Source organism: Ilyomonas limi, assembly GCF_005233845.1.
Taxonomy (GTDB): domain Bacteria; phylum Bacteroidota; class Bacteroidia; order Chitinophagales; family Chitinophagaceae; genus Ilyomonas; species Ilyomonas limi.
The window spans coordinates 398,640-423,785 of record NZ_SZQL01000001.1; the positions used below are offsets into that span (position 1 = coordinate 398,640).

At 38.5% G+C, this 25,146-nt stretch carries 17 protein-coding genes and 1 tRNA gene; 10 read left to right on the plus strand and 8 right to left on the minus strand.

The features are described from left to right. Nucleotides 1–5 precede the first annotated feature (5 nt). Together FC093_RS01635 and FC093_RS01640 are read left to right on the plus strand one after the other, a co-directional pair. Nucleotides 6–449: a FixH family protein gene (locus FC093_RS01635; RefSeq protein ID WP_137259990.1), complete on the plus strand. Its 444-nt coding sequence runs from the start codon at nt 6–8 to the stop codon at nt 447–449. Beyond that, complete coding sequence (locus FC093_RS01640; protein ID WP_137259991.1) at nt 449–1,153, plus strand: sulfite exporter TauE/SafE family protein; 705 nt, start codon at nt 449–451, stop codon at nt 1,151–1,153. The genes FC093_RS01635 and FC093_RS01640 overlap by 1 nt, the downstream gene beginning before the upstream one ends. On the opposite strand, the gene FC093_RS01645 is transcribed toward FC093_RS01640, so the two are convergent. Then, the gene (locus tag FC093_RS01645; RefSeq protein WP_137259992.1) at nt 1,137–1,352 is read right to left on the minus strand and encodes a hypothetical protein; all 216 of its coding nucleotides are present in this window, start codon (nt 1,350–1,352) and stop codon (nt 1,137–1,139) included. The genes FC093_RS01640 and FC093_RS01645 overlap by 17 nt on opposite strands. 158 nt (nt 1,353–1,510) lie before the next feature. Between FC093_RS01645 and FC093_RS01650 the strand changes: the two genes are divergently transcribed. From FC093_RS01650 to FC093_RS01670, 5 genes are all read left to right on the plus strand, one after another. Further along, nucleotides 1,511–1,990, plus strand: coding sequence for a pyridoxamine 5'-phosphate oxidase family protein (locus FC093_RS01650; RefSeq protein WP_137259993.1), 480 nt, complete (start codon nt 1,511–1,513; stop codon nt 1,988–1,990). Nucleotides 1,991–2,113: 123 nt separating this feature from the next. Further along, nucleotides 2,114–2,926 (plus strand): universal stress protein, encoded by an 813-nt coding sequence (locus tag FC093_RS01655; protein ID WP_137259994.1) that lies wholly within the window; start codon nt 2,114–2,116, stop codon nt 2,924–2,926. Between the two features lie 247 nt (nt 2,927–3,173). Next, entirely contained in the window at nt 3,174–4,208 is a 1,035-nt protein-coding gene (locus FC093_RS01660) for a baeRF3 domain-containing protein (protein ID WP_137259995.1), read from the plus strand. 266 nt (nt 4,209–4,474) lie between these two features. Next, on the plus strand, nt 4,475–4,846 hold the full coding sequence (locus FC093_RS01665) for a hypothetical protein (protein ID WP_137259996.1): 372 nt from the start codon (nt 4,475–4,477) through the stop codon (nt 4,844–4,846). 276 nt (nt 4,847–5,122) lie between these two features. Further along, nucleotides 5,123–5,620, plus strand: a complete 498-nt coding sequence (locus tag FC093_RS01670; RefSeq protein WP_137259997.1) for a vitamin K epoxide reductase family protein — start codon at nt 5,123–5,125, stop codon at nt 5,618–5,620. A 104-nt stretch (nt 5,621–5,724) separates the two neighbouring features. Here FC093_RS01670 and FC093_RS01675 read toward each other — a convergent pair whose 3' ends face one another. After that, nucleotides 5,725–6,906 carry a serine hydrolase gene (locus tag FC093_RS01675; RefSeq protein ID WP_240743147.1) on the minus strand — a complete coding sequence of 394 codons (1,182 nt, stop codon included), beginning with the start codon at nt 6,904–6,906 and terminating at the stop codon, nt 5,725–5,727. A gap of 667 nt (nt 6,907–7,573) precedes the next feature. On the opposite strand from FC093_RS01675, the gene pyrE reads away from it, so the two are divergent. The 3 genes from pyrE to FC093_RS01690 all read left to right on the plus strand — a co-directional run bounded on the left by pyrE (nt 7,574) and on the right by FC093_RS01690 (nt 8,850). After that, entirely contained in the window at nt 7,574–8,209 is a 636-nt protein-coding gene (gene pyrE / locus FC093_RS01680; protein WP_137259999.1) for an orotate phosphoribosyltransferase, read from the plus strand. A 33-nt stretch (nt 8,210–8,242) separates the two neighbouring features. Then, nucleotides 8,243–8,662: a heavy-metal-associated domain-containing protein gene (locus FC093_RS01685; protein WP_137260000.1), complete on the plus strand. Its 420-nt coding sequence runs from the start codon at nt 8,243–8,245 to the stop codon at nt 8,660–8,662. Between the two features lie 114 nt (nt 8,663–8,776). Next, a tRNA-Pro gene (locus FC093_RS01690) sits at nt 8,777–8,850 on the plus strand. A gap of 652 nt (nt 8,851–9,502) precedes the next feature. Here FC093_RS01690 and FC093_RS01695 read toward each other — a convergent pair. The 6 genes from FC093_RS01695 to FC093_RS01720 form a co-directional block, all read right to left on the minus strand. Then, nucleotides 9,503–10,360, minus strand: a complete 858-nt coding sequence (locus FC093_RS01695; RefSeq protein ID WP_137260001.1) for a hypothetical protein — start codon at nt 10,358–10,360, stop codon at nt 9,503–9,505. An 11-nt stretch (nt 10,361–10,371) separates the two neighbouring features. Then, the gene (locus tag FC093_RS01700; RefSeq protein WP_170970960.1) at nt 10,372–15,093 is read right to left on the minus strand and encodes an IPT/TIG domain-containing protein; all 4,722 of its coding nucleotides are present in this window, start codon (nt 15,091–15,093) and stop codon (nt 10,372–10,374) included. Nucleotides 15,094–15,845: 752 nt separating this feature from the next. Continuing rightward, nucleotides 15,846–19,478, minus strand: coding sequence for a WD40 repeat domain-containing protein (locus FC093_RS01705; protein ID WP_137260003.1), 3,633 nt, complete (start codon nt 19,476–19,478; stop codon nt 15,846–15,848). A 10-nt stretch (nt 19,479–19,488) separates the two neighbouring features. Next, on the minus strand, nt 19,489–20,955 hold the full coding sequence (locus tag FC093_RS01710; RefSeq protein WP_137260004.1) for a toll/interleukin-1 receptor domain-containing protein: 1,467 nt from the start codon (nt 20,953–20,955) through the stop codon (nt 19,489–19,491). A 106-nt stretch (nt 20,956–21,061) separates the two neighbouring features. Further along, nucleotides 21,062–23,089, minus strand: coding sequence for a hypothetical protein (locus FC093_RS01715; RefSeq protein WP_137260005.1), 2,028 nt, complete (start codon nt 23,087–23,089; stop codon nt 21,062–21,064). A 14-nt stretch (nt 23,090–23,103) separates the two neighbouring features. Beyond that, entirely contained in the window at nt 23,104–24,825 is a 1,722-nt protein-coding gene (locus tag FC093_RS01720; RefSeq protein ID WP_137260006.1) for a hypothetical protein, read from the minus strand. Nucleotides 24,826–25,146 lie beyond the last annotated feature (321 nt).

Below are 25,146 nucleotides of genomic sequence, written 5' to 3' on the forward strand. Positions count from 1 at the left end.
TGTATATGAAATGGAACTGGGGATATGGATTGACTATTGTATTTATTGCCTTTGCTTCAAATGTAGGTTTCCTTGTGTATAAATGTACCCAGGAAAAGTTCGACCTTGTATCTGCCGATTATTACAACGAAGAATTGAAGTACCAGGATAAGATTGATGGTATGCAAAACGCTAAACAATTGAGTGCGGTACAACTTGTGCAAACAGGCGATGAAGTAAGTATTCAACTGCCTAAAGAATTAAACGGCCATGCACTTACGGGGCAGGTTTGGTTGTATTGTCCTGCCAATGCTGCGCTTGATTACAAGGCGCCTTTGCAAGTAAATGAAGACGGCGTTATGCTGATTGATAAAAAGAAATTAGCAGATGCAAAATACACTGCAAAAATTACCTGGGAAACCGGTGATACCAAGTATTACAACGAGCAATCATTAACCATCGCTAAGTAATGAGCTGGCAATTATTTATATCGGCATTAGGGCTTGGGCTGGTAAGCAGTTTTCACTGTGTAGGTATGTGCGGTGCTATTGCTTTTTCGTTGCCGGTACGAGGCATGCCGCCGGTAAAAAAAGGCATAGGCATTTTACTCTACAATCTGGGCAGGATAAGCGTTTATGCTGTATTTGGTTTATTATTTGGCTTGCTTGGCAGACAGATTTATGTTGCCGGTTTTCAGCAGTGGTTTTCCATTATTGCAGGTATATTAATCTTACTTGTTGTATTAAATATTTTATTTCCTTTTCATCTTCGACTGCCTGTATTTCGTAATGCACACGGATTTGTGCAAACATGGATGAGCCGGTTTTTAAAACAGCCGCACCTTGGCAATCTGTACCTCATTGGCGTAGCTAATGGTATGCTGCCTTGTGGCCTGGTATATTTTGCCATTACAGGTGCATTGGTAACCGGTAGTGTGGTAAATGCAATGTTGTTTATGGCAACATTTGGTTTAGGCACTTTACCTGCTATGTTTGCCGTGTCTTACTTTGGTTATATGCTGAAGTTGTCAGTAAGACAAATGGTGAAAAAAGCAGTACCATTCTTTATGGCAGTAATGGGTATGTTGCTCATCCTGCGCGGTATGGGTCTGGGTATTCCTTATGTAAGTCCCTTTGTACCGGGCGCGCCAAAAACAGCTATTGTTTGTCATTGAAAGTACATTGCACGATATCGCCAGCTATTTTGCTGATGTAAACAACGCTGCGCACTTCTGCTATTAAATTCGCTTTCTGCTGCGGTGTAAATAGTACTCGCGTAAAAGCTGAAAAACGCACAGGTGTTGACGTGAGTGACACACCAAAAGTTCCATTATATTCTTTAGCTTGTTCCACAGAAATAAAAAACGCTACCATGCGTTTTCTTGTTTATTTGTATGCTTGCAGGTTATTCATTTTACCCTTTTCTGATTATCTGACGTTAATCAGGTAACAGCCTGACCACCGTTTCCTTTTTTCTTCTTTCATAACAAGAGCTTTGATATAATCTTAATAAACCACAAAACTTACATATTATGTTTGGAAAATTAGAAGCGCAGGAAATTGAAGTAGTTCTTTCTCACCAATACATTGGCAGGCTGGGTTGCAGTGCCGGCGGACGAACCTATGTAGTGCCCATTAGCTATGCATATGATGGAGCATACATTTATGCACATACACACGAGGGTAAGAAAATAGAAATGATGCGCGAAAATCCTGAAGTATGTTTTCAGGCAGACACAATGGAAAATATGGCGAGCTGGAAAAGCGTGATTTGCTGGGGAAGCTTTGAAGAAGTAACGGATGAAGAAGCGCGTACAGATGCACTTAAAAAACTGCTTGCCCGCGAGCTGCCCATTATTGCCAGTCAAACAGTAAAGCTAACGCCAAGCTGGCCGTTTCAGCCCCATGATTTTAATGTGATTAAAGGTATTGTGTTCCGCATATTGATTACCGAAAAAACAGGACGTTTTGAAAACATTCAAAAGGCTGCTGAAATGAATACGTTTGTATAAGTACGCTGTATGATAGTAATTGAAAATGCTCATTGCTACACCTGGGTTATTATACCTTATTGTCATTGCAACTGTGCTTATTTACTGTACTATTAGTATTTTTTTCTGTATGAATTGAAAAGTATGAAAACGATTATTGCCCAAACCGACTTTTCTGATGCCTCCATCAATGCGGTGCTCTTTGCTGTTGATATAGCACTGGAAGTAAATGCAACCTTGCAGATATATCATGCAGTACCCGACCGTGTAGTGCTGATAGATGATATGGATTATGATGCAGAATATGCAGCAACAGAAGAAGCGATGCAGCGGTTGGAAACATTGCAGGAAAAAGTAAAAAGCTACACCCGATACCGGCTAAACGTGGGTGTACAATTGAAGTATGGCAACATAAGCAGTTTACTGGAACAAGCGTGCAGGCATGATGTACCTTTTGCAGCAGTAATGTCGGCAACCGAAAAGACAGCAATAGCGTGTTTTATGCAAGGTAGCGAAACGCTTTCGGTAAGTAGTACCATACAAGTACCGCTGTTATTAATTCCGCACGAAGCCGAATTCAGGGGCTTTAGAAAAGTAGCTATTGCCACCGATTTGAATAAAGTATATGATACGATGCCGCTGGATATTTTAACGCGCTGGACAGATGCCTTTAAGCCTGCGCTCGAAATCGTTTTTGTAAAAGAAGATGACCGGTTTGAGGCAGGCAATGTATCGGAGGCTGTTGCATTGCAAACGCATTTTGAAAAATATTATCCTTCGTTTTGCTATATAAAAAACGATAGCGTAGCCAATGGTATCAATACGTATTTGAGTAATAACAGTCCTGATTTATTGATAGTTATTCCGAAAAAACATATGTTTTTTCATACAAGTATTTCCAGGCAGTTTATTCTTCATCCAACTGTTCCTACAATGATTTTGACGGGGCATCAATGATGACTTTTAAGACCCAAAGCTGCCATTGATTTATAGAAGATAGTATCAGCGGATTGATAATTGCATTACAGTTGAAACGAAATAGCGTGCTGCATTGTGCCGCTCCAGATCTATTAACAACTGCTGTTAAAGCTGCTTTTACTATTATTTGACGTAATAATGACAGTAATCATATTCCTGCATGATTTGAATCATAATATTATATACAATCGGCATTTACTTTTACCCGATATAAAAATAATGTTGTATGCTAACCAATATATCAAAGAAAGAGCAGGTTCCACTTATTGCCATACAGCCCGATAGAACCACACCTGTTGTATCACTTTTTATGCCGTTTGAGCCGAAGATGGTGACGAAAAATGAACTTGTTTATAAGCTTCAGTTACTTGTGCATGAAGCAGAGCTAAAACTGGTAAAGAGCTTTTCTTTTAAGGTAGCAGAACCTGTGCTCAAAAGGTTGAAAGCAGTTGTAAAGAACCTTGATTACAGCACGCATAAAAGAAGTATTGCCATCTATGTTTCGGCAGAGGGCGAAAAGGTATTTTACCTCAATACACCATTAGAAGAAAAAGTGCTTATTGATACATCTTTTAATGTCCGCTCTTTGATAGCGCATCGGAAAAAGCTGCAGCATTACTTAGTGCTGGTGCTTGGCACTAATATCTCCAGGATTTATTTTGATAACGGCGAACACCTTATTGCTATGTTTACCAACATCCGTAAGAAAAGCCGGAGTGAATATGGTTCTTCGTTAGAAACCTTTTTGAAAGAAACTGATAACAACCTGAGTATTATTTTAAACTATTTTCCATCGCTTCCCTTGTTTATAATGAGCAGTACTTATACATTGAGCAGGTATAAGACTATTACCCAAAACAAAACACATATTACACAGTTGATAGAAGCTGATGGTAAAGAAATAGTAATAGATAAAATTAAAACAGCATTACAACCCTATACGCACAACTGGGGGTATATACAAACGAAGCACTTGCGCCATACGCTGGATAATGCTACAGATAGCAGCAGAATAGCAACGGGAATAGAAAATGTTGTAAAAGCTGCTCATCAACGAAGAGCAAAGCTGCTGGTACTCGAGAAAGATTATACGTGTCCGGTGGTAAAAGCAGGGAAAACAGCGGATGGTTTACTCGGCAATGTGCCTTTTACAGATGCGGTGGATGAAGTAATTGAACGCGTATTATCAACCGGCGGCGAAGTGACGTTTGCAGATAGTGAGGTGCTGGAAAAATATCAGCATATTGCAATGATTTATTAGTCATACAATTCTCTTCATTTATTTGAACGTTAATACAAAAGCTCATAAACGTTGCTTTATTTGAAAGCATTCGTTTATGAGCTTTTTGCTTTATACTGTTTTTGATAAAAACAGTACGGTTTGCAGGACTTCAAAACAGATACTTGCGGGTAAAAGGCTGGAGGTAGTTTCATTCCATATCTACTGGCTTTTTAATATCACGACAAACATTCTTCCTTTACATAACTATGGCGCAGTTTTAGAATGGTAAATGATAAAAAGCGATTATGAAAAAGTTTGTTTATCTTCTTTTAATTGTGCTATTCGGCAATACATTGTATGCACAGCAGGAAAGCAAAATTACAGCCGCCCAGGCAGGAGATTTTGTGGGTAAAAGTGTGCTGTTGTGCGATAGGGTAAAAAACGGGCACATGGATAATATATCGAAAGACGAGCCTACCATAGTATATGTTGGCGATACGTACGAAACACGCACCCTGGCACTGTTATTTACCAAAGATGTTTTAAAAAATTTTTCCTTCGACCCGGAAAAAAAGATGGAAAACCACACATTTTGTGTGCATGGAAAAATTACCATGTACAAGGGCAAACCGGCAATTTATGTACAATCGGAGGAGCAGCTAAATGTGGAGGATTGATATTTTCATTTTTAATCGTGAAGAGGCTAAGGTTCATGAAGTATTTATAAGATAAAAATGCTGTTTAAGATTGTAGAAGAATAGAGCCACGAAGATTCGAAGAGATAAGATGCTGCAAAGTTTATTTGCTACATTCTTTATCTATGAGACTTTGTGAGTGAGTCTTTACATCTTCGTGTCTTTGCGATATAATTTCTTCTGCTCCTTTGTGAATGAATAAAAGTTTCTTATAGCAGAGCGCGGAACAGTTATTGACAGAATATTTAAAAAGATTGTATGAATGCACTTGCTATACGGAATGAATTGCGGAATAATGATTCGGAAGTGATGGATAAGCGGCGAACAATCATTCTGTTATCAGCTTTAGGACTGGTGGATTTTTCTGTTATCTCTTTGTACCAAACGGGTATCATTGAAAAGTTGCCCGATCTGCCGTTTGCCATTTTCGATTCCAATAAAGTAAATGCCTCCAAAGAAGCCTACCAGTTTGGCGTGCCAGATGGGCCTGTCAGCGCGGTGGCGTATGCGGCAATAATGGTGCTGGCGGCAGCGGGCGGCAGCGAGGCATCGGGGCGTAAACCGGTGATGGATAGTTTATTGGGTGCTACTATTGCGGGCAATACTGCCGGTGCCGTATATTACCTGTATGATATGATTTTTAAGCAAAAAAAAATTTGCCTGTACTGCCTTGCCGGCGCTGCCATCAATATTGCATCGGCAGTAATTGCTGCACCTTTGCTAAAAAGAAGTATAAAGCAATTGTTTGGCAAATAAAGCTGCAAGCCTCAAGCTATGAGCTTAGGGCTACTGGTAGCAAACATAGCTTTGTAGTCTTTGAAACGGGAAATAAGTGTATTTTATATGTTTATTAAGCTAAATTAATTATCTGCGTCTTTAATAGATGGTCGCCTGTCGTTTGCATCCCGGTGCTCATACTGCATCTTAAACTCACTTAAGTTGGGCGGGTATGGACGTGGGCGATGTAATTCGTAGTTGTAAATTGTTTGCCCAAGCTGATACAGAAACGGATGCCCGACTGTCTCATATTCATATTGATCATCGTTGAGTGTATCGTCTTTATTTACATATATTGTTGCTGCCAGCATGAACTCGGTATTGTGTGCAAAGTCAACAATATATGATGCATCGGTTAAGAAGCCATACGACCAGCCTACTTTATTAAACACCCGCACATTGTTGGGCATTTGATGTGTTTCGTTGTTAAAAAAGAATTTTACATAACTGTCGTAATATACTGCTGTATCGTATTTAGGGTAAGGCGTTTCGGAAGGGTATTGCGAGAGATATTGCCATAAAAATTGATAATCTTTCTTAGTGAGTTTAAAACGTTGTTTTGCTGGTACCGATGCAGGAAATAAAATAGACTGCAATAGCTGCTGCAAATCTTCTAATGGGATAGTGTTCTGTCGTGCAAAATTCATCGGTTCATTTACCAAACTATCATTACGGTTGTAATAAGCTTTGCCAATGGGTATTGTCTCTGGATAATACATTGAATCGATATTATACCTCATTGGTTGCTCATATAAAATATTCCCTTTTTCATCTATAAACCGCACCGGATTGGTATGCCGGTTTTCATCATCGGTAAAACCCATAAATTGCCGTACAATACGGGTGTGTACATAACCTTTTTGGTGCAGTTTTCTGTTAATTGCCTGCTGTCCTACAAACTGGTACATGCGGTTATACGCATCGTTATCGCTGATCAAAAAAGCTTTGCGTATAAACTGCGCAATAGAAGGCAAACCACTTTGTGAAGTGCTGTCGTTGTATTCTATTACCTGCCGCGAATAGGCACTGTCAAACTGCATGGAAGTATATTTATTTATCCCCTTTTTATGTAGTTCATTTAACTTTTCTAAAGACAATGCAGCGAGTGGCAGTTTTACGGTGGAAGCCGGATAAAAGTATAAATTGGTATCTACATTAAAGTAGTAATTGGTAAAGTGTGGTGTATTGCTTTTATCCCTGTTTATTTGGGTGTAAATAACCTGCAGGCGATAGGTATTTGGATGAGTAATGACTTGTTGGAACAATGAATCTTTATTATGCTGCAAAATGTTTTGGAGCAGTGTATCTGTTTGGGGCTGCGCATGCAGCAGACTACAGCAAATGCAAAGTGAAAAGCAGATGAGTAAGCGCATCGTTAAAAATAAGCAGAAAAGAAAAAGAAACAGTTATTATATGAGTGGTGATTAAAAGTATCCGGTTATTTTTCGCGGTAACCGAGCTTTTAAATCTTAAATAAGAATCTGATTATATTATTCCAATTGAATACTGTTTCCCTTTAATCCTCATCCATAGAATATTTATTACGTTCCCGATATTAGCTGCGCCATATTTGTCTTGAATGTAAGCCCTCAAAGATTATGGATAAACGTAGCACCCTTTACGGCTTTAGTAAGTATAAGAGCTAACTTTTTCTTGCCTGATTAATTTCAACATATTTATTCAACATCCTTAAATACGCTTTGATGAGGTAACAACTATTGTCCCATTATTATAGTATTCTCCTGCCTCATTTATATACTTAGTTCCTGTTTTATGTGTTTGTACCGGTGTAAGCAGCATACATATAGCCAATAAACACTTATTTTCACGGCGTTGCTGCAATACGTCGCATCATCCTTGTGTTATTGGATGGTTTAGATGCGGATGCATACAACGTAATCAACAACGAAGCATTATCAATTAATAATACACATGTCTTCAAACGAAAAAACAATTGCTGAAAAACTATTGCAGGCGGGTGCTGTGCAACTGAGCCCGCAGCAGCCTTTCACCTGGGCGAGCGGCTGGAAAAGCCCTATTTATTGCGATAACCGGAAGATATTATCCTTCCCTTTTATCCGTGATTTCATCAAGAGCGAAATGTGTAATATCATCTTCGACCGGTTTCCGGATGCCGAAGGGCTGGCAGGCGTGGCTACTGCCGGTATTGCCTGGGGGGCCATGGCTGCCGACCAGCTAAAGCTGCCTTACCTGTATGTGCGCCCCAAACCTAAAGAACATGGGCTGGGCAACCAGATTGAAGGCTACTACGAGCCACGCCAAAAAGTTGTAATTATAGAAGATTTAATCTCCACCGGTAAGAGCAGTTTGCAGGTAGCCGAAGTACTCCGGAAAGCAGGACTGGAAGTAATGGGTATGGTTGCTATTTTTACGTATGGATTTGATGTAGCAGCCACTGCCTTTAAGCAGGCGGGTGTGCCATTAATTACCTTAACCAGTTATCCAACACTGATTAGTCTTGCTCTGGATAAAGGGAACATTGCGCAGGGAGCGGAACAAGCCTTGCTGCAATGGCGCGAAGATCCCGCAGCGTGGCAAGGAATGTAATTTTTTGCCGGCAAAAACGTTAATACAACCAATATGAAAAAATTACTCTTTTCTTTAATGCTTTTTTGCAGTGTAAAAGCCATAAATGCCCAGGTAATGAGCGCCAAACCGCAATGGGCTACGCTGAATGTACCCCAATTGAAATGCTGGGAATGTAAAGACCGCCTCGATAAATACCTGTTGCAGGAAACTGGTCCGAATGGCGATAACGGCATTATGAAGTGGACCGTGAATATGAGTAGCGGTACGCTCAAGATTCAATATGTGCCCGACAGGATAACGCTCGATTATATAAAAACGGCTATCAACAACGCCGGCTTTGATGTGGATAGCACTACCGCTACAGAAGATGCTTATAAAAAGCTGCCGCCTATTTGTAAAAGAGCAGCCGAAGGTGGCGGACAAATAAAAGGACAACCGCCTTGCAAACTCCCGCCAAACGAAAGGCAATAAGCAATTATTGGTATTAGCCATAAAGACAAAATAGTGCAACGTATTTTTGTGCTGTTTTGTAGTTAAATGACTTGGTTAGCATCTGATTCATCATTTATATTTGCCATCCATTTTCGGGATGTAGCGCAGCCCGGTAGCGCGTTTCGTTCGGGACGAAGAGGCCGCTGGTTCGAATCCAGTCATCCCGACATTAACTGTAACAAACGACCTAAAAGCCTGTAAATAATTGTATTTACAGGCTTTTTGCTTGGTATCTATATCAAATCTGTTCAAATGAGTACAAATCATTCGTGAGTTCATTCGGATTTCTACATTTACTCACGATTTAGAGCATAAGGTTTTGTAAAGCAGGTTAATAGCATGGTGAGTTTTGATATGATCTGGCTTGTCTTGGCATTAATAATCTGACCCTTCGCGTTCAGAACTTCTACAGTATAGTGGACTGGCATTGTGCAAAAGGAATTTAAATACTTAAAAGTTATCTTGTATGAAAACAGTAAACACTTTCTCCGTCATTCTTATTTGTAGACCTGGTAAAGACAACATCAATGAAGGGCTTATCTACACTTGTATTTAGGTTAATGGTGAACGAAAAGAAATTCTCTAAAAGAAAAGGTTCCGGTCAGCCAGTGGAATAGTGACAAGCAACAACTCGAAGGGCGCACTCCGCAGATAAAAGTGCATCTAAATATTGTTTTATAATTGACTTTTCATCTAATGCACAAATGGAGTATGGTCTTCTTAAAAGTTAGATTAAGATAGCAGTAACCACAGATTAATCATGTTTCGAACACTTACAGCTACGCGCCTGACTAAGTTTGGAGAATGCAGCTAAATACTTTAATGGCAATCATAACCGAAATTGGTCTTTCCATAAAAAACAGCTATTCCTTGTTGAAAATCTCCACTTGCTTCCCCAGATAGAACATAGCCATACTGATCTATTTGATAATTGCTGTAATTGGTTATCCATTTGTCAAGTAACGTCCCCGACGACGGATCATAAATCTCAGTAACCATTTGTTTCAAGGGATTGGAAGGACGCTTACCGAAATTTAATACAGTGAAATACATTGATCCTTCTATTGCATCGGGAAATGTGTAAATCCAATTCTTTATTTTAATACTACTGTCATATGTTGAATTAGACTCAAGTACTTTTAAATTGCCTGAGCTTACAGCCACCATTATACACTTTGTAAGCAAGTTGTTCGTGTAAGTATAAGTAGTACTCAGATTTGGAAGTAATGAACCATTTATATAGAGATCTTTAGTTGCAAGATATTCCTGATTATTATAAGTGTATTCAAATGTATAATCATCGGCATTTGCCGGGTCACTTAAATCTGACTTTGTAACAAAACGAATAACCCGTCCGTTTGCATCTAATTTAAAATATTGATATTGATCTAATCTTACTGAATCATCTGTTACATAATTAAAATTGGCTTCAAAATTCTTTTTGTTATTAACACTGTCATAAATAATCAGCCTGGTCACTCTTGGCCTACTGTCATAAGTAACAGTTAAAGAGGACGCTGTACCCATATTACTGTTTACCTGTGAGATGGTGGAGATTATGCATGTTGTGTCATCACGCGGTGGTGGCGGTGGAGGTGGTTGTACATCTATACCTTTATGGCAACTGCTTAAAGCGATAATCACCACAATGAAATATTTTAAATCGCTCTTCCTCATTGGTTTTCTATTTACATAATTACAATAGTCTGCATTTTAATATCGCCATTTACAGATACTTTCACAAAGAAGGTTCCTCTGCTACTTAATGTCATAGGAATGATTGTATGATCCCCGAAAAATATCAGCCTGTTAGTCTGTAAAACCTGTCTTCCATTTACATCATATACTGTTACGTAAGCTATTACACCTGTAGCTTGTGGCAGTTTAACATCAATGTTAAAGCTTCCTGTCGAAGGGTTGGGATACATTATCATCTTCAAGGTATCGGATAATGGACTTTGAGTAACTAATACCGGATAGTCCAATGATGAGGTCCAGCATATGTTATCCTGGCTTGTTTCTACACGATAAAATCCAACTTTATCAATAGAAATCGAGTCTGAACTTTCATTTAAAATCCTATTATTATTGAAGTACCATCTATAATATTTCGCCGGTGGCGTGCAAATGAGTTTAGTTGCACTAAAGCTATCTGTATTAAAATTAGAAGTAATTATTGGTTTTGGATTATTGATAGGACAGCTATAGGTGAAATGCCCAAAGGAGGTTGCACCATAAGGTGTCTTTACCAGCACACTTCCTGTTAGTCCATTACCAACAGTAACAATAATAGTTGAATCATTATTAGAGACTATAATAGCAGGAGCACCTCCAAAACTTACCAGGGTAACTCCGGTGAAGAATTTCCCCTTAATGGTGACCTGTGTACCCAACGAGCCACTGGTAGGTGTAAAAGAAGTAATTATTGGAGCAGGAATAGTATAGGTAAACTGTCCTAATGATGCTACTCCACCAGGAGCCTTTACCAATACACTTCCCGTAGATCCATTTCCAATAATTGCCGTAATGATCGAATCATTATCAACTGTGAATGAGGAGGCATTAGTTCCTCCAAAGCTCACTAAAGTAGCTCCGGTAAAGAACCTGCCTTTGATGGTGACTTTAGTGCCCAATGGACCGCTGGTTGGTGTAAAAGAAGTAATTAATGGAGCAGGAGGAGTATAAGTAAATATCCCGGTTGAATTTACCCCAGCCGCTGTTCTTACTAACACGTTTCCTGATGAGCCATTGCCAACTATAGCAATTATAGTCGAATCATTATTAAACGTAATGGTAGCAGGAGTTCCTCCAAAACTTACTAAGGTGGCATTGCTTAAGAATTTACCTCTAATGGTGTCCACGGTACCCAATGTACCGCTGCTTGGAGAGAAAGAGGTTATCTGTGGAAGAGGGAGATTATATGTAAAGGTTCCAAGTGAATCTACACCGTAAAGGGTTTGTACCAATACATTTCCTGTTGCTCCTTCGCCAACAATAGCAATAATGGTTGAATCATCTTTGTAAGTAATGGTGGCGTTGGTGCCTCCAAAACTTGCCAAAGTAGCACTGCCCAAGAACCTGCCTCTTATAGTGTCTGCAGTACCCAGTGTACCGCTTTTCGGTGTAAAATCAGTAACCTGAGGCTCAGTTCCCGTGTTACGCCATATCGAAAGGACGCCGGGCTGCCCTTCATTATAATAATTGCCACTTGCAACAAAATCTGGTTTTCCATCTCTGTCTATATCACATGCTATTCCTGAAGTAGGAAACTGTTCTGTAGTGTACACAACTGCTGTAGCAAACCTTATTTTCCCAATACTACTTTCATTTCTATAGATGGAAAAGCCAGTGGCGGTTGAAGTACAAAGATCAACTTTGCCGTCTCCATCCATATCATTCAACGAAAAAATATTGTTACCGTTATAATCAATAGGAATTGGATTCATGAAAGAAATACTATTAGCAAAACTTTGATTTAACAGAACTGTAATTCTATTGGTTTCACTGCTTCCACTATATCCATCTACTACAATATCCACTTTGCCGTCTCCATCTATGTCTCCTAAGTATGTATCTCCATAATCTAAAAAACTATTTACAAGTTGAATGCTATTTTTAAAAATAAACTTTCCATTTTCACTTATATTTTGCAACACAAAGATTGAAAAAGTAAAGTTTGAATCATATCCTGGAATAATAAGCTCTGGCTTATTATCATTATCCAAATCGAGGAATGATATTGTACCACCCTGGTATGTACCTATTAACAAATCCTGTGCTGCCGAAAAAGATATACTATCCCCGCTACCCGTATTCTTAAACACGGAGATTACACCATCTGACCTAGGTATAATGAGTTCAGGCTTACCATCTGCATCCAAATCTGCTATAGTAATGCTGCTTCTAAAACTATTTACTGGTAAGTCGTTTATATGTTGCAATTCAAAATCTCCATTTTGGCTGATATTTCTGTACACGCTAACTGAACTTGAAACATTATTTGCTATAGCAACATCCAGTTTGCCATCTCCGTTTAAATCTGCAACAGATGCTAAAAATGCGTCTTGACCTATATCCTGAGCAGATTGTAAAGAGATCGTTTTAGCACTGCTTGTATTTATGAATGTCTGACCTCCGTGACTTGTACTCACAATTATATCCACTGTACTGTCATTATTAAAATCACTGGCTGTAAGGAATCTGCCCCCTGTATAGGTTGCGTAATCCTGAGTATCGTTTACAAACGTGTTTGGTGTTAATCCACTGCCATCTGTTGGAAAAGTAACATTGAAGAAGGTATTCGAATATGCAGTTAAGTGATTGTTAGTAACTGTAATCGGCCGGTAGGTTGCACCAGCAGGTACCGTAACTGTAAGGATTGTAGTGGCTGCGCTTACTACAGGTGCCCGTACTGCTCCAAAATACACAATATTACTTGCAGGGTCTGTGCTAAAATTATTTCCTTTAATAGTAACAGTTGTACCAACAGGACCGCTAAGCGGAGCAAAAGACGTGATTACTGGTGGAGGGATAAAGATGAACTGTTCGTTTGTTGAATCCACCCCAGCCGGTGTTTGTACCAGCACGCTGCCCGACGAGCCATTACCAACTAAAGCAATGATAGTTGTATCATTATTAAACGTAATGATAGCAGGAGTTCCTCCAAAGCTTACCAAAGTAGCACTGTCTAAAAATCCGCCATTGATGGTAACCTGAGTGCCTGGAGATCCACTGGTGGGTGTAAAAGAAGTAATCTGAGGAGGCTGAAGGTAGATGAATGTATCACTCGATACAGCTTGTCCATAAGGTGTTTGTACCAGCACATTGCCCGAAGAGCCATTGGCAACAATAGCAGTAATAGTACTATCATCAATGACTGTGAATGAGGAAGCCGGAATGCCTCCAAAGCTTACCTGACTAGCACTGCTTAAGTACCTGCCTGTGATGGTGATTTTAGCATCTGATGCACCGCTGATGGGTGTAAAGGATGTAATCTGTGGTTCGGTACCTGTATTACGCCATATGGAAAAAAGCGTAGGTCCAAATTCATTAACAACACCTCCTGTTACAACATCCGGTTTCCCATCTCCGTCTATATCACCTGCTGTTCCTGAATAAGAATCATCTTTATACGTTACTGCTGTACCAAAACTTACATTTCCTAAACTACTTTGATTTCTGTAAATAGAGAGTCCTTGTAAACCTAAAGTACAAAGATCAACTTTGCCGTCTCCATCCATCTCACTCAATGAAATAATGTATGAACCTGTTTCAATAACAGTAGCTGGTATCAGTAAATCAATCTTACCTTCAGAACTCTGGTTTAATAGAACTGCCTGAGTATTTCCGGTGTTTACTACTACATCCGTTCTTCCATCTCCATCCACATCACCTAAGTATGTATCTCCGCCTTCCCCTGGTACATCATAATGGTTTATGTCTCCGATTATAAATCGTCCATCATAAAGCAGTTGCACTACGAGAACTTGGGAGTTGCTTGATACGATGAGTTCTGGCCGATTATCATAATCCAAATCAATAATCGAAATTTTGCCGCTAATGCGCCCTATTGCCAAATCTTGCCTGTCTGAAAATGAAATTTTTTTTCCGTTACCTGTATTTTTAAAAATTGAGATTGTATCAAAAGATGAGACAATGAGTTCCGGTTTACCATCTGCATCTAAATCTGCAATAGCTGCACTATTAGGGGCATAACTTGTAGCAAGATCTCCTATATAATTTAAACTAAAATTTCCGTTTTCACTGATATTTTGAGAAACAGAGACGGTGTTATCATACAAATTTACTACCGCAATATCTTGTTTACCATCCCCATTCAAATCCCCTATAGTTGTAAAAAGCGGGAACCTTCCTGCTGTTACATTTTGACCTTGTTTTAAAGAAATCATTCCAAGGCTACTTGTATTAATAAATGTTTGACTTGCATCCCCTGTACTTACTATTATATCTGCTTTGCTGTCATCATTCAAATCACCAATTGCAACATTAAGCCCCTCACTGTTTATTTCATAATTCTGCTTTACAAACGTGTTTGGTGTTAACCCACTGCCATCTGTTGGAAAAGTAACATTGAAGAAGGTATTCGAATACGCAGTTAAGCGATTGGTGGTAACTGTTACGGGTTGGTAGGTTGCACCGGCAGGTACGGTAACCTCAAGAGCTGAAGTGGCTGCGCTTACTACAGGTGCCCGTACCGCTCCAAAATACACAATATTACTTGCAGGGTCTGTACTAAAATTATTCCCTTTAATAGTAACAGTTGTGCCAATAGGACCGCTATTAGGAAATAATGAAAAAATCGTTGGAGTTGTTTGTGCAAAGAGTACTCTACAACATAGGAATGGAAGAATAAGTATAATATTCTTATAGGGTATGGTCGTCCAATCCATAGGGAACGTTTTATTGTAAAAACACATTGACTTTGAATAGCCTATGATAAGTTGTTCTATACAACAATTCCTTAGCTTGTCATTATACAGGTCTGTCTATCAGCCTTTATGCCGTACTTATTTTAGAGTCAGAAGAAGCTTACAAAGAAGCGCTGTAGCGCTCAGCAGCAATTGGATTTTTCACATTTGCAAACAGCAGCAATTATCAACTGCAGAAAATTTATTCGTATTACGTGATTGGCTATTAAAAAATGATTGAACAGGAAAAGTTAGCTTACAGGCTTTATAAGAGTCTAATGGTTATATGTTTTAGCTATAGAAGAATTCCTGCAATAAATCTACAGCCTAATTTTTATTTTTCCAAATTTTATAATGATCCGACTTCTATACTCTTGATAGAGTATAGAGCAAAAGTAAAAGATAGCATAACTCTTCAACATCATTTTCACAATTTCAAAAAAACACTTCCTTTATCCTTAAGAACTTTTATAGCTGTTTGCAACCAAAAGGCTTAAGTACAAGCGCTGAAAGTATTACAAGCAAACCTTTTAAATAACAGCAATAGTTTTGAAATTAATAAAGCAAGTGGATGGCATAAGCATCATTTAAATAAAAATTCGTAGTAGCTACATTGATATGTAACTTATGAAATGCACTGCCAAAAGTTATTTTAGTTTTATATTAATTATAGTTGTATGGCGAGTTAGTTTAATAAAACAGCAATAACCATTATATGTACTGTTATTATTAGTTCATTCTTTTGTAGAAGGATGTATTTTGCTGGCCTCATTAGGATTAAAACGCCGCCATACATTATATTGCTGGTATTTGCATGCTTTATAATGCTCCTTTGCTTCGCGTTCATAGTCTCTATTTAACGATTGCCATTGCTCAGGGGATAAACATTCAGTTTCGTTTGTCTTAATATTATACCTCGCACCTGTTAGTACCTGTACCTGCAGTTTAAATAAAGCTTTTGGGATATCTAAATCTCCGGGAATTCTTGAGAGCATTGCATTGGAATCGCGATTGGCTGTGAGGATGCTTGTTTGATCAGGACTGAAAACGACACTGTTAACAGGCGACTTTTGCAGTAGCGCAATAATTTGATTTTTAGTTGTAATCTCCCATATACGAACACACGAGTCCCATCCTGCTGTAAGTATCCATTTACCATCGGGGCTAAATACTGCCTCCATTATATATTTGGAATGTCTCATTGAAGAACCGTTTTGCTCGCCGGTAGCAATGCTCCACATGCGGGCTGTATTATCCCATCCCGCTGTAAGTGCCCACTTACCATCCGGGCTGAAGACTGCACTTTTAATAACATCCTCCTGCCTGAATGATTTTAATCTTTTGCCTGTTTTACTACTCAATAAATATGCTGTTGAATCCGCACCGATGATAAGCAAGGATGCTCCATCCGGGCTTAACACTCCGCTTCGTACCTTATCTTTAAATTTAATAATCCTCCCCGGCTTTGCCTGTATTGTCCAGAAGCGAATGGTTGAATCATCACCTGTGGTAAGAATGGTTTTTCCATCGGCATTAAATACGGCACTGCGTACTATACCATTGTGCTTAAAATGATTTTGTAATTTACCGCTACTAATATTCCAAAGCCTCGCAGTTGAATCGCTGCCGCATGTAAGTACATATTTCCCATCATTGCTAAATACACCTTTGTTTATTACACTGCCATTATTAAAGGAGTTTATTAATTGTGAATTCGCTATATTCCATACCCTGGCAAGTGAATCAGAGCCACAGGTGAGTATAAACTTTCCATCATTACTAAAGCCGGCATTATTAACAATGCCTCGGGTTTGGAAAGTATTGATTGCATTGATTGTTGCTGCCTCCATATTCCAAAGACGTACTATTGTATCTTTTCCTCCGGTTAAAAGCCATTTACCATCTTTGCTGAAGTTCACACTATAAACAGCTCCGGCATGCTTTAAGATAAAACTTTTTGAATTGGGGCTCTCTATATTCCAGATATGAACATATTTGTCACGGGTGCAGGTGGCTATCCATTTTCCATCCGGGCTAAAAGCGCCATTGGTAACTTCTGATTCATGATAAAAGGAGTCAATCGGCATCCCTGTTGCAGCGTCCCAGATACGGGCAGTTGAATCATTACCGGTCGTTAATATCCGTTTTTCATCAGCACTAAAGACCGCACTGTTAACATAAGGGGTATTGTGCCTAAGGGAATAAACAGGTTTACCTGTTACAACATTCCAAAGGTGTGCAGTTGAATCACTGCCGGAAGTAAGTAACCGTTTATTATCCTGGCTAAGAACGGCGCTATAAACAGTAGCATCTTGCCTGAAGGTGTCAACCTGGTTTTCAGCAGCCACATTCCAAATGCGGGCGCAACTGTCTGCACAGGCAGTTACTACAAAATGCCCGTCTGCACTAAAACTGGCACCTGTAACAGCCTGCGGATGCTTAAAAGCTTTTATTTGCAATCCATTTTTTACGTCCCACAAACGAGCAGTTGAATCATGACCCGCAGTTAATATTGAATTTTGATCCGGGCTAAAAACGGCACTAACAACAGGTAAGCTATCGCTTATAAACTCTTCAACTTTTTTGCCTGTTGTTTTATCAATTACAGATACCACACCATTTTGTACCGCTATTATAATTAACTTTCCATCTGGGCTGAAAACTGCGCTATTAATTATAGCGTTAACCGGAAACATATTTTTAAGACAAGCTGCCGGCAAAAAACTTTCTCCGTTAATCAGCAGGTCTTTAATGATGTCATCGCGGCGGCTTGTTTCTTCGGCTTCTGCAATTAAATGCAAGGCATCAAAAAAATTATTTTTATCAGCCAGGTTTTGGCTACTTGTCCAATAGCTTAGCGCAAGCTGGTTAGTACTTGCAACATAATCGGAATATACTTTAATAGAAAATATACAAATCACCAGCACAACAGAAGTAATAGCACCGAAAAGCAATATCTTATTTCTAAGATTTACTGATCTACTTTTTTTTAAATAATTAATGCAATCATTGCAGGACTCGCTATAGCGCCGCGCCCATTCGGGGCTTGGATTAAAAGTAGTGTACCAATGCCAGAATTGATGCAACTCATTTCCTGATAATAGATTCTTATTTTTCTCTTTATATAATTTTTCTGCCTCAACCAGCCGTAAAAAAATTCTGGCCGAGTCGGCTTCTGTATCTACCCAATCATTCAAACGCTGCCATTGCCTGATAAGGCTTTCATGAGAAATATCTATTAGCAGATCATCCCTGTCCTCAACTTTTGATGTAATCAGAAAAGATGTATTGCCTGTAAAACGGTTAATGATCTTCTGCAATACCTCTTTATTTGTTTTTGTAATAAGTACCAGTTCACTTAAAAGGGCGGGTCTTCGTATCTTACGGCCGTTCTGATCTATAGCAGTAAGCGCCTGAAACATTTTTTCGGTAACTTTCCGCTCCTCCGTTGTCATTCCAAGCAATACTTCATCTGCATGAAGAGATAAAGCGTTTTCTATACGTCCAACATTGTAATAATCCATTACATCCAGCTCTCCGTTTTTATCAGTATTCATTTCATAATTCCATGTACGCATAAGCACATGTTGTAATAACGGTAGTGCATCCTCTATCATTTGTGCATCGTTCAACAACGTTGTTGTTAATGCAGGACTTATTTTTTGATTATATAATCTTACAGGACCTTCCACAACTATTTCCAATTGTATCCGGCTTAAGCGTGGCACTAAGTATAAGCCTTTGTTTATTGCTTCGGGCAAGCCATAAAACTGTGCGCAATCTCCAATAAAATCTGAACGCATAGTTATAGTAATGTAAAAGCTTATAATTTTTTGATGTGAAAGATGAAGTAATACGTTCACGAAATCGGCAGCTTCATCTCTTTTTGCAATTTCACTTGTATTTAAAGCAATGCGAAACAATTCTTCAAACTGATCAACCAACAAAAAGTAATTGGCTTTACCTAACTTTTGAGGGCTCCAAATGTCAGGTATCGCTTCAAATCCTTGTTCCAGTATTCTTTTTTTTAAATCAGCCGCCGTAAATCCATTATTACTTTCATTAAACAGGCTCAGTAGGGCTTCTGCCAAATTTAGCAAAGCATCCTTCCCTGGCTTCATAGTTACGATTACCCAGCTACTCTGGTTCTTTACCAGGTAACCAGCTTTAAGGCGGGGAATTAAGCCTGCTTTTACAAGCGATGATTTTCCACTTCCTGAGCTGCCTATTACTGCTAAGAACCGGAACAGATGGAGCTTTTGCAAGAGTTCTATCGTTTGATCCTGCCGCCCGAAAAACAATATACTTTCGTGGCTTTCATAAGAGCGAAGGCCAACAAAAGGATTGCTTTCGGGACTCAGAGCCATACTTTTGTTTTTATGATTTTAAAAATTGTTGCAATGAGTCGCTATTATCAACTATCTTGATTGGAACATACCAGTTCTCAAACGAGGATAGATCGCCCGCATCTTTGTGTGTGGGTAGCATATAAATGCAAAAACCCTTTTCAGGATATTTGTTGGAAACAATGAACTGCAAGGCTGACTTTATCCTTTCCGCTACCCAATGGTAAGATACCTTTCCATAAAAAAATACCAGTTTACTCACCTGCGATATCCGGTCTTCAAGAATGATTATATTTTTTTTCGGATCATCTTCTTCGGGGTTTATATATGGCTGGATACCTTTTTCAATAAGCTGCTTGCTTATTTCCAGTGCATACAACTGATCATCATAATGCGTATCGAGCAAAACAGTGATTCTTTCTTTTGAAGGCTTTATTTCTGCTGTTTGTAAAGTAGATGAAATATCTATTATTTGCTTTGTAAGTTCAGATCTGATGCCATGTATTAATCTAATGCTTTTATCGGATGGTTTTTCTGTTTCCAGATCTTGTAAGAAATGCTTATAGTCCTCTTCTTCCACATCATCAAGTTTCAGTTCTAATGGCGTCCATATTAATTGAGGTTGCGGACACTCCAAACTTAATACTGTCTGCTTTTGCGGGTACCATATACTTTCTTTGCCTTCTATTTCTCTTCCGGGATACTGATCGAGCAAATGCACTGACAGTTGTGCCTGCTTTAATTTTTCCTTTACACAGCTTTCGTGCTCTAATTCTTCGTAAGGAGGAGGAACATCGGAAACAACATCAAAGTCCAGCGCTTTTAATTCTGCAACTGTTTTCTTTTTTAGCTGCCGAAGAGTGTCTGATACATCACCAAAAAAAATACTGAATTTATTTTTATAAGCGACAGGTTGTTCTTTAGTCTTAAATTCATCAATCAGTTTTATAATGGCATCTCTTAATCCCTTCAGGCAGTTTCTAAATTCTGGGCTGGTTACATCATATGGGTCTCCATAATTATCTGCTTCCTTTGCATCATTAAATTTGAAGCCGGTAGTGCCAATTAGCTCCTTAGGCCATTTGGTGTAAGGAATATTATTTAATAAGACATTTATAATACGACTCCTGTCGTTCAAGTACAGTCCATCAGGCTCTATCATTGCCTTGCCATAAAACGTTTGCAGTTCTTTTTGGCAATACTGAGATTTCAGATAAGCCGGAGAGGTAAGACATATTATGATTGCCGATTGACGGATGGATTTATCTATATAGGAGTTAAATTCCATGCTTCCATCCAGCTTTTTATCGTCCCACCATATCTTGATAGCACCGGCTTCCCCAATTCTTCTTGTAAGAAGAAGATTTAATTCATTGTAAAACTCTTCTATCCAGCCATACTTTTCATGAAATAAAGCTTGGTTATCAATGTGTGCATAACTTATAAATATGTCATAGGCATAACCATCTATGTAAGCCTTCTCGTCTGTAGAAGTCATCCTGTATTTTTTAATCTTTATATGCAGAACTTAGCTGAAATTACAAACCTTTTTAAACTTCACAAACCGGTTTGTTACCTGTACTTCGAAAGATTATGTAACTATGCTACTCTACCTTCAAAACAATAAATGGATTGTTGGAATTTGAACCCTTTTTTTTGAAATTATTATAAACGTCTCTAAGATCCACATCTTGAGGGTTTGTTAATTTGCCATTAAGCGCATTGCGCGCCCAAAATTTGAATTTTGCATTTCCAGGCAATAAGCACTGTATGGTTGAGGCTAAATCGCTACTGGAGTGAGAGCCTATTTCAGGATTTTTATGGTTGTACAGCTCAGACAGAATGTAAGAAATCCTGTAAGTTTCCATTAAATCAGGCGTATTTGTAACCGGTTTGTAAGGCTGCTCTTTTGAAGAGCGCCATAAAGAAACACCGAAAGTAACCAACTGACCGCCCCCCTGAAAAAAGTTTTCCTTTTCAGCAACCTGCTGATAAATAGTATTATTATCCCGGTAAATGTATCCTGCATTATGGAACAAGGAATGCGTTGTTCGCTCATTACTTACCTGTAAATTGTTTTCTAAAGGAAAGTGATTTAAGAATGAATTGTCAGACGGGGACTCTACACTTAAATCTTTAACTATAGAAACAAGTGATTGCAGTTTATTTATTTCAGCAGTATTCAACGTTCTTGAATAATTACGCGCATCATACAACAGTTCAGATAATACTTCATTGATATAGCCTAATAAGGTACCACTATAAGCATTAGTTTGCCCTTTAAGAGTGTTAAGGTAATTGATAAGTTCATTTATTGGTTCAACCGCATTTGCAGGCAATTGCTGTGTCAAACCCGTAAGCTCATTAAGGTACTGGTTGAATTTTATAAATTGCGCACTGTCCGGCTCAAGATCCCTGCGATGCTCGATATTAAACTTCTCCATTTCAGCCGCTGAAGTTGTCGGAAAATCAGGGAATTTGGCTATATAACCCAGTTTTACGGCCTTCTGGTTTGCAAGTTCAGGATTCATAGAGAGAAATAGTTCTATTGCATCTAAATTGTAGGCAACGCCTTTTTCCATTAAAGCAAAGGCAATGTATTCCTCAATAGGAACAAGCGTGTCTTTACCAGCCGAAAGCATATCATCCCAAAAATCTGTTTTCCTTTCTTCAAAAGAGGGAATGTAAAAAGTGTCAGGTGGTGGTATATCATATGCCCCTGCAATAAAGTTACTGCTTCCGCCATACTGAAATGCTTCAACACGGCTGTAACCGTTATTTTCAATAGTACCTTGCAGGTTGCCTATTGCTGTTGCTGCTACCTGCATGATGTATTTTTTTCCAAACTCCAAAACATGCTGATACAAATTGGTATCAAGTGAAAAGATACTGGAAGTTAAACCCGTTTTACGAAAAACATAAGGATTATTAAGTGCATCTGTTATTGTTTGTCCGTCTAATATCTCTCTTAGTTCAAAATTATAATTGAACATACCTGCCTGCAATCCGCACGAGGACTGTGGCGGCAACCACGAGAATATAACCGGTGAAGTGGGCTGTACAATGGTGATGGACGGATTTGCAACCAGATTATTTACTGGTTGCGTGAACTGGGGTGCTGTTACGCTGCATATATAAAAAAAAGCACAGCTAAGATTGGATACAGTCCGTCCATCATCGGATTTCGCGAAAAAACAAATTTTATAATAGCCTTCCGGCAGCTTATAATTCGGCCCTTCCTGAAGATCGGCCAAGCTGTTAATCTTACCTGTAAAATTTAAATTACCATCATTGAAGTTTGCAAATGCTTCTTCCAGTAAATTAACGTCTAAAAATTTAGTCACACCAGTTACAAGATTCACACCAGGCAGGATTTGAGCTGCGCTATCCAATTCAATTTTGAAAGGATCAGGCAATAATCGCTCTAAACTTCCGTAGAGAAATACATGAATAGTCTCAGTAGATGTAATAGCTACATGAATGCCACTGCTAGTGGTACTCAATGCCTGGTTGATATAAGGATTTACTGGTGGTACTGCTGCTGTGCTTATAACAACCTGGGCAATGCACAGCCGGCACACCACTATACTTAATATAAACGTTAAAGCTATTGTTTTATTAACAGATTGCATGTTTGGCGTGTTTATTATAACCTGTAAGCGTATGAGATACTTCCTGTAAAACTTTTAAAGGCTGCGGCATAATGAAAAACTTTATTGATTTCATCATTAATTAGTTTAGGCGGGGTATATAAGTAATTAAAGAACAAGTTAAAGGAGTGACGTTTTGCAGTATAACCTGTGTTTAAGGAATATGTAAAATTACTGCTATTGCTTTTAGTACCAGCAGCTAAAATAAAGCTGCTATAATAATAACCTACGTTTCCCTGCAGGCTCAAATTCTTCTCTTTTAACAGCGATATTACCGATCCAACATTCGCACCATAAGACCTGTAATTGGTGCTTTCTTGCTTATAACGGTTATATAATCCGTTTACAGAAAAACTATACGATTTTTTTATAAAGCCTAGCGAATACCCAATAGAAGCAGACAAGTTATTACTGTTTGTTTGTGGCGCCAGGAGAACATTTTTATTGTTTACAGATGAAAGATTAAGATTTCCACTTATAAAATGAAGCTTACTTTCTTTAGTTAAATTGTACGAAGCGGTAGCACTAAACTGCGAAATACTTTGTTGTACAAGTGCAGAATCACTTAAAGTAGTATTAACATTAACTTTTTGGTTCTGGTTATATCCAAAATAATTCAGATTTAGGTTCAGATGTTTGCTCAATATGGCATTAACGCCAATGTTACTTACCCATGTTTTTAGTTCGGTGTTTGATTTCTTATCAAGATTGTTATGCTGCTGCGAAATACCGCTATTGATATTCAACCTTCCTTTTGCTACCGAAAAATTGTTTGTTAGCGAGAAAAGCTCAATATCATTAATCAAATATGGCGTTCCCAATGAGTTGAAATTAGGCTGCACTCTTCTGTAATTAAAGCTGGCATTGAAGTACCGGGAGTAAAAAGATAACGTGGACTGACCAGCAAAACTGGCAAGGCTGCTGATATTTACAGTCATGAAGTTGCTTACAAAGTTTACCAGCTTCTTATAATTAGTAGTATCAGACGTTATCGAGTCTGCAGATAAATTAGGTGTCCATCCGCTGGCAGCTATGTCTCCGGTAAATATTAATTTTTTGAAAAAAGTTAATTTGAAAGAGGAGCCTAAAACAGTATTTTCTTGCGGATCTACTATAGTATCATTATTTGTAAAAGAAACAGAACTACTATCATCTTTTGCATGAAAATAAATAAGATCAATAAAATTTGAAGCACTGCCAATGCCGATTTTAGCGCCATAAGCAATGCGTGAATATCTGGGAATGTTTTTCTGCACCGAATCTATACTAATTGCTTTACTTAATCTGCCATAAAAGGCAGCTAAGCGAAATGATTTTGGGTTCAATTCAATACCTGCTCCGGTAAAACTTTGCCCGTCGTAGATAAGTGGCGAAAAACGTATATAACGTGTTCCTAAATGCAACTTTGCCCACTTATAAGTGGGGCTTATTCCCATTTGTATATAAGTGGGCTTGCTGTTCCTGCTATAATCATTTATTACAAAAGAAAATGGAAAAGAAAACTTATTGATTTTCGGCGCAAAGCTGCCGTAAATATTCCACGCATAATGAGGTCTGGTTTTGAAAGTGTCACTTTCGTTTGAGGTATAAAAGGTCCCCGATGTACTTATGCCACCGTGTACAATAAACGGGCTTTTTTTAATATTCTGCGCTTGTAATAAACAGCAGAAGCAGGTACAGAGTATTCCGCAGCAGATATTTTTTGAAGGGGTTTGCATTCACAGGTTATTTCGGTTGAAAATGAAAATTCCTTAATTAGGAGTGCATTCTTAACTTATCAGCTAAATTGTTATTAATTCCCTACTTATGGATCGTTGAACGGTTGTGGTATATACCTGTCATTACTATAAAGCAACTGTAATTTATGAATGATTTTTAACTTTTAAATTAATCTTAAGAAATATTTCTTAAAAAAGTCAGAAAGGTTGTGTCACATCTAAGTAATAAACTTACCATAGCGGAACAGTTCTATCATGTTTAAAGGTCATTGTTTTCCGAAGGAGATCATCTTGCAAGCAGTTTATTTTAAACTGAGATTT